We start from the raw sequence: 14,974 nt of genomic DNA, 5'->3' as shown, positions 1-14,974 counted from the left end.
AAGGTACATTACGGTTCGAAAGGAAAACTCAGGATGCCGCTCCTCTCCAGACGCAGCTTTCTTCGCAACAGCTCAGCCGCTGCCGCTTTGCTAACCTCAACGTTCTCTCGCAGCGCTTTGGCCAAGGCTGGCAGACAGCCTGTCGGTATTCAGCTTTACACGGTTGGAGACGAGCTCAAGCAAGATGTGCCGGGCGCTCTGAAAAAGATTCGTGAGATTGGATACCGAGAAGTAGAGACTGCCGGGTTTGCGGGCCTGACCGGCGCAGAGTTTCGCAAACAGCTCGATGCGGCCGGTTTGGTATGCCATAGCGCGCACCTGCAGATGAACACATCCGATCTGGGCCCAGCGTTTGCCGATGCCAATGCGGTAGGCGCACATTTTGCTGTGTGTTCGGCGATGCTTCCGCCAAGCGCATCCACGCAGCCGGCAGTCGAGGACTACAAAAACATGGCGGCCCGGCTCAACGAGATCGGAAAAACAGCGAAGCAGGCTGGACTGCAGTATGCCTATCACAATCACAACATGGAATTCCGAAAGCTCGACGGCGGCAAGATCGGCTATGACGTTTTGCTGGCAGAGACCGACCCGGCGCTGGTGGACTTCGAAGTCGATTGTGGATGGATGGTGGCGGCAGGTTTCAATCCTCCGGATTATTTTCGCAGGTATCCGAAGCGAATCAAGATGCTTCACATTAAAGATTTCGTTCGGGGGAGCAAAGTGAGCACATCGCTCGCGAAAGATCAGCGGCCTCAGGGAACGGAGCTGGGCCGTGGATATATCGATTACCGGCCGATCCTGGCAGCGGCGATCAAGATTGGCATCCTCTCCTACTATGTAGAGCAGGAGCCGCCGTTTCCAGACATGCAAGCGATCGATGCAGCGAAGGTGGACTATGACTACCTGCGCGCGCTTCCTCCCTTTGCATAGGATCTGCGTTTGCAGTGCGCCGCTTATTTCTTTTGTATGCGAGGTTTCATGAATCGTCGTAGCTTCAGCCAGCTTGCGCTGGGATCACTTCTTGGATCTGCCATGTCACGCGCTGGCGCGCTTCCTGTCGCTTCTCCGAACCAGAATGCAGGCCTGAATGCGAGCGGTGTGCGATTTTCATTCATGCTGTGGGCGCTGGAAAAGCAGGCTCCCTTTGATCGCTGCGTCGAGATCGTTTCCTCCTCCGGCTACCAGGGGATCGAGCTGGTGGGCGAGTTTCAAAAGTGGTCGAAGCAGGAAACCCAGCGCATCATGGCGCGCATGCAATCGCTGGGACTGATTTTCGATTCGATGAGCGGCGTGAAGGCCGGCTTCGCAGTGCCGGAGGAGTCGGGCGATTTTCTGAAGCAGATGGAGGAGCAGGTGAACTACGCGGTGGAGCTGCAATGTCCGCAGATCATCTTGCTCTCGGGAAAACGCGTGCTGGGCGTCGATCCGAAGATACAGCGGCAGACATCGATCGATAATCTACAGCGGGCCGCAGATCTCGCAGCCAAACACAAAATCGAGATTGTGATTGAGCCGATCGATCCGCTCGAGAATCCCACCATTTTTCTTTCAACGGTGAGCGAAGGCTTCGGAATCGTGCGCGAGATCAATCGAGATAATGTGAAGGTGCTCTACGACTTCTATCATGAGCAGCGCGCCTACGGGAACCTGATCGAGAAGCTGGAGAACAACATCGACTGGATCGGGTTGGTGCATATTGCCGACGTGCCGGGCCGTCATGAACCGGGCACGGGCGAGGTGAACTACACGAACATCTATCGCAAGCTGGCTGCCCTGCATTACAGACGGTTTATCGCGATGGAATATTACCCGACAAGCGATCCGGTGGAGTCACTGAGGAAGTCGCGCGAAGCTGCGCAGCAAGCACTGGGCTCCGCGTAGCTGCTGGGCCCTTTGCGCCGCTGCTTCGCCCCTCAGAATGTGAAGTTGTCTGATCCGACTTTTGTCGGATTCGCGCCATATGCTCGATCGCATACATTCCCCGCGAGGGGCAGGGATGATTTCAGGAAAACTTAAGCGCCGGAGCACCGGTTTAGTTGTCAGCGAGTATCGGCAGATGTGCCGGCTATTCTTTTTTGCAGCACTTGCATTGTGCGGAATGCGCTCCGCAGTTTTTGCCCAGACGCCTGAGAGACTCATGCCGTTCACGCTTGATCATCGACGCGCGGCTCTGGCCGCCTCTCCGGCAGATGTTTCGTCCCTGCTCGATGCGCCGGCGGGCAAGCATGGCTTCGTGCGGGTGAAAGACGGCCACCTGGCGACAGAAGGCGGACAGCGTATCCGATTCTGGGGAGTCAACATCACGGACTGGAGTCCCGGCTCCCGTCAGATTCCAAGCAAGGAAGATGCGGCATTCTGGGCAGCGACCCTAGCGCGCTTTGGCGTGAATTGCGTTCGCTTCCAGTTCCTTGACCTGAAGGAGCCCCGCGGTCTGATCGATAATCAAAGGCCGGATACGCGTGCGCTCGATCCCGAACAGGTAGATCGCGAGGACTTGTTCATTGCGGAGCTGGAAAAGCGCGGGATTTATGTAGACTTCAATCTGCTGGTGGGAAGGCCTTTTCAGAGTGCCGATGACGTGCAGGACGCTGGGATGTTGCGCGAAGGCGCTAAAGGCACATCGATCTTCGACCGGCGCATGATTGAGCTGCAGAAAGAGTATGCGCAGCAACTGCTGGATCACCTGAATCCCTACACGAAGCGAAAGTACACGGACGATCCAGCGGTTGCTCTGATCGAGATCAATAACGAAAATGCGCTGAACGTGGGATACCGCGCTCCTTCGCCGTTTTATCTGATTGAGCTGACGGGAATGTATAACGACTGGCTGGCGAGGCATCGAACTCCGGATGAGATTTCTCAGCTTCGCAGGATTGCAGGTATTGAATCAGATAAACCGGTCACTTTGATTGCCACTAAAGGTAAGGCCGCTGCGTCTCCGCCTGAGCGCTTTCATGCAGAGGCAGAGTTCTATAACGACGTGCAGCGCAATTACTTCGATGAGATGGAAAAATATCTTAAAGAGGATTTGAGGTCGAAGTCGCTGGTGATCGCGACGGCGGATCATAGCCATGCGAACAGTGGTTATCCGATTCTGCTGGCTGCGTCATCGGCGGATCTGATCGATGGACACGACTACTGGGAACATCCTGAGTCGTATGTGCGGAAGTCTCCGATGGTCAACGACCCGCTGCATTCTACGGTTGTCGATCTTTCGCGTTCGGCCATCGCAGGGAAGCCGTACACGGTGAGCGAGGTCAACAATCCATTTCCCAACGATTACGACAGCGAGGGCATTCCAATTCTTGCAGCCTACGGTCTGCTTCAGGATTGGGACGGCATCATGTGGTACACCTTCGAGCCAAAGGCCGATGCAGCGTGGAAGCCGTACGTTGGCGACCCGTTTGATATTTCTTCAGATCCAGTAAAGATGCCGGAGCTGGCGGCAGGAGCATTGCTGTTCTTGCGTGGCGACGTTGCGAAGGCGCACACAACGGTGGAGCGATCCTACAGCCGCGAACAGGCATTCGACAGCATGCTGTTGCCGGAGGCCACAGAGCGGCCTTTCTTCACGCCAGGTTTTCCTCTAACGTTACCGCTGCAGCATGAGGTTCGTGTCTCGTCGCTGCAGGGCGGCCCTACGAAGGCGTTTGACGCAGCAGCAGTTACCGATGCGATCGTTTCCGATACGGGGCAGCTTGCCTGGTATACGTCGCATCCTCAGGAAGGTCTGGTGACGATCGATACTCCACGCACCCAGGCGCTGATCGGGTTTGCCCGAGCCTACAACAAGCAGCTCAGCAATCTTGCCGCCGTGCCGGAGAACAGCTTCTGCACCATCCAACTCAGCTCACTCGACGGCCGTGCCATTGGTGAATCATCGCGCATGCTGCTGGTGGCCGGCGGCACGGTGCGAAATAGCGGCGAACGCTGGAATACGGCGGGAACCGATGTGACCGAGTGGGGCGGATTTCCTACGCTGATCGAGCCTGTAACGGGAACGATCACGCTCCGGCAGATACAGGGGGCGAAAGCTATCTCTCTTCAAGCGCTCGATGGAGCTGGACAACCGGTCGGGGAAAAGATTTCCGCGGCGTTCGCGAATGGTGGCTGGTCGCTTTCACTGGGTGACACAGTGACCTCATGGTATGAAGTCACCGTGTCGCGATGAGAAAACCTGTTTGCCCTCTACAGATGAGCAAGCCCGCGTTGGAGAGCCGTGATCACGGCCTGAGTGCGATCGGTTACGTTGAGTCGCATCAGAATGACGCTGACGTGCGACTTGACCGTCGCTTCTTTTATGGAAAGCGCCTCGGCGATCTCGCGGTTGCTCTTTCCACGCACGAGCAGATTTAGAACTTCGCGCTCTCTTGAGCTCAGCTCTCCATCAGGTAAACGCGACGCGAGCGCACGCGTCACCGGGGCAGGGAGGAAGCGGCCACCAGCCTGCACTTTGCGGATGGCATCGATCAGCGCCTCGTGGGGCATTCCCTTGATGAGGTATCCGCGCGCTCCGGCGGCCAGCGCCTGATGGATATCCTCATCTCCCTCATAGGTGGTGAGCACGATGATTCTGGCCTGCGGCGCAAAGCGGCGGATCTCGCGAATCGCTTCCACTCCGCTCATGTCGGGAAGGCGAAGGTCCATCAGGGTGATGTCGGGAGTATGCTCGCGAAAAAGTTCCACCGCGCCAGCAGCGGTTCCGGTCTGTGCCACGACGCTCATATCGGTGCGCGCTTGAATGATCGCTGCCACGCCGTAGCGCATGATGGGATGATCGTCGACGATAAGGACTCTGGTTTTTCCTGCTTCGCTCATATCTCGATACTTTCGTTGTGGGGAAACAGCGCAGAGCGGCGGATGCGAAAACGGACGGTAGTTCCTTCGCCGCGGATGCTCGTCCACTCGATTTTGCCATTCAACTGTTCGATGCGCTCGCGCATGCCAGCCATGCCATAGTGAGGCTTCCCGTCGGCAGGAGCGCCGTTCAATACGAACCCCTCTCCATTGTCCCGAATCATTGCGCGGAAATCTTCCCGCCCATAGACGAGATCGACCCAGACTTCCGACGGCTTGCCGTGCAGAACCGCGTTGTAGAGCGCCTCTCGGATCACCATGAGAATTTCATGGGCTACGGAGTGGGGCACAGGAAAAGATACGCCATCGTGGCTGCAGTGAATCGGCACTGCAAATTCCTTGGATGTCTGCTCGACGATGATGGCGAGCGCCTGTGAGATATCCTGCTGCGGCTCATCTCTCCCACGAAGATTCCAGACCGCCTGCCGCGCTTCGTCGATGGTGGTGCGCACCTGCGTGCGAGCGTATTGCAGCAACTCGCTGTTCAATTCCGAGTTCTCGCGCTCCAGGCTGGAGATGGCTTCAAGCAGCGCAGAGACGCTGGTGCAGCCCTGGATAACCGTGTCGTGCATTTCACGCGCGAGCCGGCTGCGCTCCTCGAGCACGGCGCGGAAGCGCAGCCGGAGAGAGCGCATGCGCCAATGGTAGCCAGCGAAGCCAATGAGCCCTGCCAGCATCACGCAGAGCGTGAGAAACCACCAGCTGGCGTAGAAGTGAGGCGGCTTGCGGAAGTTTAAATCTACTTCCGAGATAGCGGTGGGATTATTCAGCGGAAAAGCTACGACTCGAAAGCGGTAATTGCCCGGAGGCAGGTTGGTGTAAGCCGCCACCTGGTTGACGCCGGCATACGTCCAGGTGCGGTCGAAGGGCTCAAGACGATAACGAAAGCGCGTGTCTTCCTGGGAGCGGAGCGAGAGAGGAGCGAAGGCGATCTCAAGACGTGCGGCGTCCGCCGAGAGCGAATGAAAATCCGCGGCCGTAATTTGCCGGCCATCGACGGCGATTCCAGAGAGCAGGAGTTGGGGCGGAGTGAATCGAGCCGCCGGCTCAGGATAGATGTGAAGCGCGCCCTTATTGCTGGGGAACCAAAGACTGCCGTCCTTTCCTATGCAGCCGGAAGGCTGCCGGCCGCCGTACATTTGCACTCCGCCGGCATCGTAGGGCATGTCGTAGGTGGTCACCGCGAGTTGCGCGGCAGTTCCCTGAGAATCGGCGTCAAATGAAGCTAGAGGAATGGACGAGATGGAATTTGGGCTGCTGATCCAGAGCTGGCGGAAACGGTCTTCGAGTATCTGATAAATGCTGTTGCTAGCCAGGCCATCCAGCGTCGTGAACTGAGTGAGCCGGCCGGAGCGGTAGCGGAAGAGGCCGTGGTCTCGGGTGCCGAACCAGATGACTCCCTCTTTGTCTTGCAGCATGGACCATATCTTTTCCTGCGCGAGCGCCTGTGTCACCTCGTTGTGCAGGAAACGGCCGTTATTCCAGCAGCTCAGGCCCTGGTCAGTGCCGATCCAGATATTTCCAGACTGATCCTCGAGGAGCGCGCGTGTGCTGAAGTAGACCAGGCCATCGCCGACGCGGAAGTTGTTTACGCGGCCGCCTGCAACGCGGGTGACCCCTTCATCGGTGGCGATCCATATCGCACCGTCGCGGCTTTCCATGAAGCCACGCACGAAGTTGTTGGCCAGAGTGGCCGGGGACGAGTAGTGCATGGGACCTTGCGGGGTGAGATGGTAAGCGCCACTGCCGTCTGTGCCGATCCAGAGCGTTCCCTGGCGATCACGAAAGACATTGCGTACCGGAATGCCGGCGATGGCTGCAAAGGTATACGGCACGGCGTGCTCCTGCCGGATGGCGTACACACGCGAGGAGACAGCCCATACCGTGCCCTCGTTGTCGTAGGAGATGGTCTCGAAATCGGAATCCGATCCACCGGGAAGCGGCACTACGCTGACCGGAGTTCTGCTAAGCCGCACCAGACCGTCCTGCGTTCCGACCCATAGCTGATGGGTATTGTCCTCGTCGATGCTGAGAACTGTTTTGCTCGGCAGCAATCCGTTTCCACTTACCTGCTGCAGTCTCCCATCGCGATAAGTGAAAAGACCGTGGCCGATGGTGCCGATCCATAGGGTGCCATCGCCGGTCTGGCGCAGCGAGCGTACCGTCCCGGTGATTCCTTGCACTGGCTCGAAGCTGCCTCCATTCAGGCGCTGCAACCCGCTCACGGTGCCGACCCAGACAGTGCCGTCGCTGGTCTGCAGGATGGTTTTTACGCGGTTCTGGCTGTAATCGCCACTTAGTTTGAACTCGTGGATGCGTCCGCCTTCAAACATCAGCAGACGCGATCCGCCAGCCCAGATGCGATGCTCCCGGTCCTCGTAGACAGAGTGGATGGCGAGCGAAGGAGCAACCTGCGATGTGTCGACGCGCTCGGCCCGGTCGTGGATGATCCTGAAGAGGCCGCTGTCGGTGCCTACCCATAGCTGGCCCTGCTCGTCTTCCGCAACGCTGCGCACAAAGCTTTCGGAGAGACCTTGCGCGGCGCGGTAGGCGCGAAAGACCCCGTTCTTATAGCGCAACAGACCGCCGCCTTCCGTGCCCAACCAGAGACTGCCGTCGCGGCCGGTGTGAAGGCAGAAGATGCTGTTCTCGGTCATCGAGGGGGTGTTGCTTCGGCTGTAGGTGAGGAAGAGGGAACCGTCGAAGCGAACAAGGCCGCCGGTAGTTCCGATCCAGAGATAGCCATCTGGCGTTTGTTCGATAGCCTGGACGGGCTCTTCGGGAAGGCCATCCTGAACGTGCCAGACATGCTGCGTGTATTGAAGACGGGTGGGATCGTCTGTGAATGCTGCTGAGGCGGCGCAACACAGCAGCAGTGACAGCAGAATCGTTCCGGCGGGATACTTGAGCGACCGACGCATACTTCTCATGCAACTCATAGCCGCTTCAGATGGAGTCTATCACTTGGAGGCGCAGCTCGGAATCGGCGGGAAAACAGGGCGGCAGAATAAAAAAGCGTCCGGGGATATTCCCCCGGACGTTCTAGGAAGCATCCTGCTTAAAACGTGACTTTGAGCGCCATCTGTCCGATACGCGAGGGCTCTGATCCGGTGGCCGTGATCCTGCCTTCGCTTCCACCCTGGTTGCCGATGGCGGGATTGAAGGAGATCTGGTTGCTGGAACTGGGAGCCGCGAAGCTCGGCTGGTTGAAGGCGTTGAACATCTCCCAGCGGAACTGTATGTTGAACCGGTTCATGAAAGGCCAGTTTTTGTAGAGGCCGGCATCGGTGTAGTAGAGAGGCGGCGCCTGCATGATGTTCTTGCCGCTATCGCCAAACGTACCGGGCTGATTCTCTACGAAAGCATTGATGTTGAAGTAATTATTCAGCCAATGCGACTTCCCACCCTGGCGAACGTTGCGTGAGACGCTGGGCACAACGTCGGCGCGGTCTTCATACTGCTGAGCCTCCGATTCGTTGTTGCCGAAACCGGCGCTGACCGAGAAGGGAAATCCGGACTGTGCCGTAGTGATGGCGCTGATTTCCCAATTGCCGAGCACCTGGCGCAGCACCGGGTTGTAACGCTTCAGATCGGGCGTGGTGTAGGTGAGATTGCCGACCCAGCGAAGAGGCACGTCTTCACTGGAGATGCCATGGCTCCATGCGAGAGAGAAGGGATCTCCAAGCTGGTTGGTGCCAAAGCTGATGTTTGCGGAAGAGGCCAGGTCTTCCGTTCGCGACCACGTGAAGTTGGTCTGGAACTGAAGGTTGTGGCTCAGGCGATGGTCGAGGCTTACCTGCAACGCATGATAATTCGCTGTGCCGTAACTGAGCATGTCCAGGATTTCGCTGTAGAAGGGATAGATGCTGCGTGTCCCAGTAGTTGCGAAGACGCCGGGATTGCGATCGAGAATGAAGGGGGCGTGATAGCTCTCACTGCCGACATAGGCCAAGCGCATCACCGTGTTTTGACCGATCTGCTGTTCGAGAGTCACGTTCCAGCTCTGTGTGGTTCCCAGCTTGAAATGAGTGTCAATGGTTGCAGGGATGCTAAGTCCCGAGGTGAAGGTAGCGCTCGCCGCCGGTCTGAAAGATGCCGAAGCAAAGGGCGGGAACGGGCTGACTCCACCAGTGCCGGCGAAGCCGGCCCAAGGATTGGCGAAGTTCAGCGGTGTGGAACTGGTGCCCTGCAGATTGAAGGTCGGCGCGAACGGAGCATTGTCTGCAGTGTGGTTGTAATCGGAGTAGATCATGGGCTGCGTGAACAAACCGAAGCCGGCATGGATCGAAGTATGTGGCAGGCTCTTCGGCTGCCACGCTACGCCGATGCGCGGCTCCCAATAGCCGTAGGTCGTCTGCATCAATCCGCCGCCTACTCCTGAGTCGCCCGGGAAGACCATGCCCAGCGGCGCGTTCGGATAGACGGTGCTCTGCTGACCGGGAACGAACGTGGCTGCGCGGCCGTTTGCGATCGTGGGAGGAAGATTCGGATCCCAGCGCAGGCCGCCGGTCAAGGTGATGTTCGGGCGGAAACGATATTCGTCCTGCACAAAGAATCCGGGCTGCCATCCGGAGACATCTGCGACTTCACCAGCGCCCTGGAACATCGAAGACAGATCGCCGAGCAAGTAGTCGGCCAGGCCGAGGCCGGTGTACTGGCCGTTGAAAGCCAGGATGGGAGACGTCGGATATTGTGTCTGCTCCCGCGCGTACTGGTGCTGAACATCCGCGCCGGCGGAGAGCGTGTGCGTGTTGAAGGTTTTCGTCAGCACGTCGTAGAAGCCATAGGTGGTACGGCCTTCCGATGACGGCTCGTAATAACCGACGTTGAAGCCGTTGCCGCCCACTGAAAATCCTTCGACGTAGCACTGCCCGGGCAGCTCGGTGACATTGATGTATTTCGACCAGCAGAAAGGCGTGCCATCCTTCGCATCGGCCTGCGCACCATTGCTGGCATCGAGCTCGGTCCAGAAGGCGGAGAACACATTGACCGTGGAGGGCGAGATGGTCCAGGTGTGGTCAAGGGTTTCGTTGTAGTAGCGTTCCTGAATCGCGAAATCGTAGTTGTAGTTATTGTTCATCGCCAGCAGGTTGCCGGGCACATCGCCGGAAGGCTGGATAAAGCTGGTGATAAAGCTGCGCAGCGAGATGCGTTGCTTGGAAGACGCATCGTAGTCAAGCCGTGCGGTACCCTCATCGAACTGGTTGATGAAAGCCGGAGAGGTGTAATAGGTGAGACCGTTGGCCTGCTGCCCGAGAGGAAGCGCTGCCTGGTCGACAGCGACTGCGATTGGGCTGTACTGGTTTGGATTGATCTGATTGGGAACGCCGTTAACCATGTGGAAGGGCGCGGGCAGCGTCTCCTGACCGTTGGTCGAATAGGCGCTGAAATCACCATTCAGCATGGCTTGCGTGGGAACGTACGATTGCAGCTCAGTCGATGCCGATGCGTTGCGGGTGCCCTGGTAATTCGCGAAGACGAAGAGCTTGTTCTTCAGAATGGGAGCACCGACAAATCCGCCGAACTGATTCTGGTGAAGCGGATTGACTTCGCGCGAGAACCAATCTTTCGCATTGAAAACCTTGTCGCGGTAGAAATCGAAGACTCCGCCGTGGATGTCATTGGTTCCAGACTTCGTCTGGATGCTGACGACTGCGCCCGGAGCGAATCCATATACGGCGTTGAAGTTGTTGGTGATGACGCGGAATTCCTGTGTAGCGTCCGCGTTCGGAAAGGGCGCAGGCAGGCCGAGATAGGTATCCATGTTCGGTACACCATCCAGCAGGAAGTAGGTGCTGCCCTGGTTGCCGCCATTCGCGGATACCGGCGTTTCCGTCGGGAAGGAGAAGCCTGTCTGGTTGTAGGTGTTGCCACCGGCGGTCATGCCAGGCGCGAGATAGACCAGTGTCGACGGCGAGCGGCCATTCAGAGGCAGTTGCGAAACCGATGTGGAATCGATGGTCTGTCCAAGCGAGCCGCTGGTCGTGTTCAACAGCTCTGCGTTCGCGGTGACCGTAACCGTCTGCTGTACATCGCCGGTCTTCAGAGCTACGTCCTGGGTCGCAGGCGTGTCGACGGTGATGACGATGCCTTTCTGAACATACCCCTCAAAGCCCGTGGCCTGCACTGATAGCTGATAGTTGCCCGGAGGCAGTGGGGCGATCCGATAAGTTCCCTGGCCGGTGGATGTCGCGGAGAGAGTCAGTCCGGTATCGACATTCTTGGCGGTGACGACGGCGCCGGGAATTGCGGCGGAGGTCTGATCTGTGATTTGGCCGTTGAGACTGGCGCCCACGGCCTGTCCGAATGCGGATGGAAGCATGCATCCTAAACATAACAATACGAATGTAAACGCTATCTTTTTGACGCCCGGCACATCCAACATCAACCTGCCCTCCATAATTTGGCCTCACTCCGATCGGTACCTATCTACTCGCCGAATCGAACGCGAGAGACCTTCTTCGAACGCATAAAATCCATTTGAAGGTCCGCGACAAAATGTATGCGCCGAACGAAACGGTGCGAATCCGTCTAAAGTCGAATCGCGCGAAAAATTTGTACAGGATGGCGGCTAAATTTGCCGTAGCCGGTTGATCGTATGAAGTCGATAGCTGAAAAGCGGTCAGCGAAAAGAAACGGATGCTGCTAGCGGCTGCTCCACTGCTCCGCTTTGACCACGCCCGCTTCCTCACGCAGGAGAATGAGCTGGTTCGCATGCACCTCCTCGATCCGTTCCACGCTTCCTGACGGCCAGTAGATATGTACATTCGCCGTGTTCTCCACACCCAGGCCGAAGTGAAGGCGCGGATCGTTGGCGGAAAGATAGCTGGCCTGGCTGAGAACGGTTTGCGCCTGCCGCTTCGCGCCGTATTCCACGATTACGCGCGCGCCGATAGCACTGCGGTTGCTCTTCACTCCCTGAAGACGCACTTTGAGCCAGTGGTTCCCCGACGGTGCATCATTGCGCAGCAGGGATGGCGGCTCGTTCTGATTCATGATGAGAATGTCGAGGTCGCCATCGTTGTCGAAGTCGCCGAATGCGCATCCCCGGCTGACGTGGCGAGTGAATATATCCGCGCCTGCTTCTTCACCCATGGCGATGAAGCGGCCGCCAGTGTTGCGGAAGAGCAGCCTTGGATTGCGGCTGGGATATTTTTCTGGATAACGGCTCTCCAGCTCCGGATAGACCGTGCCAGCGACTTCGAAGAGATCGGGATAGCCATCGTTGTCCAAATCCGCGAGACCCACGCCCCAGGTGATGAACCGGCGCTCGGCAGAGAGTCCCGCTTCGATGGTCGCATCGTCGAATTGGCCGTTGCCTGTCCCGCGATAGACGCCCGTTGCCTGGTGAAAGAAATGCGTTTTCACCACGTCTAGTCGGCCATCGAGGTTATAGTCGCCAACGGCTATGCCCATTCCCGCCATCGCCTGTCCCATTCCACTGAGCGCGAGGCCGCGTAAGAGGCCTTCCTCGCGAAATGTGCCGTCGCGATTGTTCATCAGCAAAAGGCTCGGCGTCGAATCGCAGGCGACGAAGATGTCCTGCCAGCCGTCTTCATCCACGTCGAAGGCCACGGCAGTGAGGCCATAGCCGCCGCGAATGGCGCCCACTCCCGATTCCTTCGAGACATCGGTGAATGTGCCATCGCGATTATTGCGATAGAGCGAGTGCGAGGGAAACGGTAACCCGCTCGGTCCGCAGTTGACCGCTACGCCTTCGAAGCTGCAGTTGGTCATTTGCAGATTCGGCTTGGGCAGCGTCTCGAAAGTGACGTCGGCATAATTTGCGACGAAAAGATCGAGCCAGCCGTCGCGATCATAGTCGATGAAGGTGCAACCGCTGCCGAAGCGAGGCTTGTTGCCAGTAAGGCCGGCTTTCGCGGTCACGTCGGTGAATGTGCCGTCGCCATTGTTGTGCATCAGGCGGTTCTGTCCGTACGCCGTGAGAAAAAGATCTTCCCATCCGTCGTTGTCATAGTCGGCGATGCAGACGCCGGTCTCCCAACCGCTGCTGCCCAGTCCGGTCTTGGCGGTCACATCCTCGAATGTGCCGTCGCGGCGGTTGCGATAGAGACGTGTTCCTCCGCTTGGAGGAACGCGGTCTTCGTAACGGCCGCCAACAACGAGCAGATCCATCCAGCCATCATTGTCGAAGTCGAAGAAGGCACAGCCGCCGCCCATCACTTCGATGATGTAGTCGGCTTTCTTCGTATCACCATACGGGATGATCTGGGTAAGGCCGGCATGTTCCGCTACGTCGACGAAGTGAGAAAAGGGGTGGGCCGGCGCTGCGGCGGCCCACGCAAAGCCGAGTTGGCTGGCCAGCATGTCGCCGCCGATGATGGAGGCTCCGCATAGGAGACCGCGCCTCGATATCGTGCTCGATACCTTGAATCGTTTACCGGATGAAGACATGCGACAGAAGGACGGCTGGGGTTACCAGCCACTCTGCATTCTTACACAGCAGGTGTTGCGCTATTCTCGATCAACGCTGGCCGGTTACCTCATTGATCCGCTGCAGGAGCGCAGCGGCCGCGGAATTTTCGTTGTCGAGCTGCTCGACGTGGCGAAGCGCATCGCGCGCCTCCATCCACTTCGATTCGAGACATAGAGCCGCGGCGAGGTTCAGCCATGTTTTTACGGAAGCGGGGTCGTCTTTCAACGCAAGCTGAAAGTGCTCGATGGCAGCATCGGCATTGCCTGCGATGGAGTCGAGATAGCCCAGCTGATTCTGCGCCACAGCCATGTGCGGATCATCGGCGATGGCTTTTTCGAGAGCTGCACGCTCGCCAGCCCTGTTTCCAGTTTTATCGAGAGCCATGGCGAGCTTGTAAGCCAGCACCGCCTCCTGTGGATCGAGGGCGAGTGCATCGCTGTAATTCTGCGTTGCCAATGCAAAGTTTCCCGCCGCCTCAGCCTGGTCTCCCTGCTGCGCTTTGGCCGCCGCCTGAGCGCGAGCTTCCTGCGCCTGCAATTGTTGCTGATAAAGCGCCAACTGCTGTTGCGCTCCAGCCGCGTCCCCTGTGGCCCGCAGAATTTTCGCAAGCGTCATGTGTACTTCAGGAAGATGAATACCGAGCGCGATAGCCCTTTCGATCTGCTGTTTCGCAGCGGCACTCTCGTTGAGCGCCGCTAGGACAACGCCGAGGCGATAGTGGCTATCGGCGTCGTTTGGATTCTCGCGGATGGCCCGCTCGAAATATTCCTTCGCTCCCGGATCATCACCCTGCTGCTCACGCAGTAGACCGTGGAAATACAGCACCTCAGCCTGATGCGGATGGCTTGCGCTCAATTGCTGAGCGACACTCTCCGCTGCAGGGTTATGTGCGAGCACGAGCGTCTGCAGATAGAGAACCTGCAGGTGCAGATCGGATGGATTCTGCTTCGTTAACGGCGCAAGCACGGCAGTCGCATCCTGAAAGCGGCTCTGCAGAATGAGCACACCGGAAAGAGCCTCGGCAACGGGCAGGGAACTGGGAGCTGCTTCAAGGCGCGTTTGAAGGAGAGTCGTGGCATCCTGCAGCAACCCGACTTTGCTATAAGCCGCGGAAAGGTCAATCGCAAGCGGATCGGGCAACTGTACGTATGACGGGGCGGAAGCAAGCAGTGAAATCACGGCGGTGTAGTTTCGATCATCCAGCAGATCGTGGCTGAGACCTTCGAGTGCCGCGGCGTTGGAGCGTTGGGTGCCGAGCACAAGTCTCCACTGTTCTTCCGCGCCTGCGCGATCCCCGGTACGGTCAAGGGCCGCGGCCAGCGTCGTACGCGCGTCTGCGAGCGATGGATCGAGCTGCAGAGCACGTTGGAGGGGCGCGACAGCTTGCCTGGCGTTGCCTCCTAGATAGAGGCTCAGGCCAAGCAGGGAATTGAATCGTGCCGAATCCGGCTCGATTGCGAGAGCCTTTTGCAGCGCAGTGGACGCACAGGGGTACTGGCCGTGGTCCGCATAATAAGCCCCAAGCTCGGCATAGATTGCAGCACCGGAAGGATGTTCAAGCTGGACCTTGAATTGCGCAGGGACAGTGCATGCCGGCAGTGCGGATGCAGTTCGCGTCGCTAGCATGGCTGCGAAGAGTGAGGCACACGCGAGCCTTTTCATGCTGCGTCCGGCCAAAAA

Annotated in this window: 8 protein-coding genes; 3 read left to right on the top strand and 5 right to left on the bottom strand. The window is 58.1% G+C overall.

The window, feature by feature from the left end:
• Positions 1-33 precede the first annotated feature (33 nt).
• From XX99_RS24775 to XX99_RS24765, 3 genes are all read left to right on the top strand, one after another.
• On the top strand, positions 34-930 hold the full coding sequence (locus XX99_RS24775) for a sugar phosphate isomerase/epimerase family protein (protein ID WP_050062093.1): 897 nt from the start codon (positions 34-36) through the stop codon (positions 928-930).
• Positions 931-978: 48 nt separating this feature from the next.
• Entirely contained in the window at positions 979-1,881 is a 903-nt protein-coding gene (locus tag XX99_RS24770; RefSeq protein WP_050062092.1) for a hydroxypyruvate isomerase family protein, read from the top strand.
• 256 nt (positions 1,882-2,137) lie between these two features.
• Complete coding sequence (locus XX99_RS24765) at positions 2,138-4,171, top strand: hypothetical protein (RefSeq protein WP_050062091.1); 2,034 nt, start codon at positions 2,138-2,140, stop codon at positions 4,169-4,171.
• Between the two features lie 17 nt (positions 4,172-4,188).
• On the opposite strand, the gene XX99_RS24760 is transcribed toward XX99_RS24765, so the two are convergent.
• From XX99_RS24760 to XX99_RS24740, 5 genes are all read right to left on the bottom strand, one after another.
• Positions 4,189-4,818, bottom strand: a complete 630-nt coding sequence (locus XX99_RS24760) for a response regulator (protein WP_050062090.1) — start codon at positions 4,816-4,818, stop codon at positions 4,189-4,191.
• A complete protein-coding gene (locus tag XX99_RS24755) occupies positions 4,815-7,778 on the bottom strand; it encodes a sensor histidine kinase (protein ID WP_050062089.1) in 2,964 nt (987 codons plus the stop codon). The genes XX99_RS24760 and XX99_RS24755 overlap by 4 nt, the downstream gene beginning before the upstream one ends.
• Positions 7,779-7,915: 137 nt before the next feature.
• On the bottom strand, positions 7,916-11,179 hold the full coding sequence (locus XX99_RS24750; RefSeq protein ID WP_050062088.1) for a carboxypeptidase-like regulatory domain-containing protein: 3,264 nt from the start codon (positions 11,177-11,179) through the stop codon (positions 7,916-7,918).
• 323 nt (positions 11,180-11,502) lie between these two features.
• Positions 11,503-13,272 carry a CRTAC1 family protein gene (locus tag XX99_RS24745; protein WP_050062087.1) on the bottom strand — a complete coding sequence of 590 codons (1,770 nt, stop codon included), beginning with the start codon at positions 13,270-13,272 and terminating at the stop codon, positions 11,503-11,505.
• Between the two features lie 70 nt (positions 13,273-13,342).
• A complete protein-coding gene (locus XX99_RS24740) occupies positions 13,343-14,956 on the bottom strand; it encodes a tetratricopeptide repeat protein (protein WP_156186205.1) in 1,614 nt (537 codons plus the stop codon).
• Positions 14,957-14,974: the final 18 nt, after the last annotated feature.

It is taken from the genome of Silvibacterium bohemicum, assembly GCF_001006305.1.
Classification (GTDB): Bacteria; Acidobacteriota; Terriglobia; order Terriglobales; family Acidobacteriaceae; genus Silvibacterium; species Silvibacterium bohemicum.
Note: the sequence above shows the minus strand (reverse complement) of the source record. Positions and strands in the feature narration are given on the sequence as shown.

Bases quoted from the DNA above. Each gene is read 5' to 3' on its own strand.
- XX99_RS24755 (WP_050062089.1), bottom strand. From the start codon at position 7,778: ATGCGTCGGTCGCTCAAGTATCCCGCCGGAACGATTCTGCTGTCACTG.
- XX99_RS24775 (WP_050062093.1), top strand. From the start codon at position 34: ATGCCGCTCCTCTCCAGACGCAGCTTTCTTCGCAACAGCTCAGCCGCT.
- XX99_RS24760 (WP_050062090.1), bottom strand. From the start codon at position 4,818: ATGAGCGAAGCAGGAAAAACCAGAGTCCTTATCGTCGACGATCATCCC.
- XX99_RS24745 (WP_050062087.1), bottom strand. From the start codon at position 13,272: ATGTCTTCATCCGGTAAACGATTCAAGGTATCGAGCACGATATCGAGG.
- XX99_RS24740 (WP_156186205.1), bottom strand. From the start codon at position 14,956: ATGAAAAGGCTCGCGTGTGCCTCACTCTTCGCAGCCATGCTAGCGACG.
- XX99_RS24770 (WP_050062092.1), top strand. From the start codon at position 979: ATGAATCGTCGTAGCTTCAGCCAGCTTGCGCTGGGATCACTTCTTGGA.
- XX99_RS24750 (WP_050062088.1), bottom strand. From the start codon at position 11,179: ATGCTTCCATCCGCATTCGGACAGGCCGTGGGCGCCAGTCTCAACGGC.
- XX99_RS24765 (WP_050062091.1), top strand. From the start codon at position 2,138: ATGCCGTTCACGCTTGATCATCGACGCGCGGCTCTGGCCGCCTCTCCG.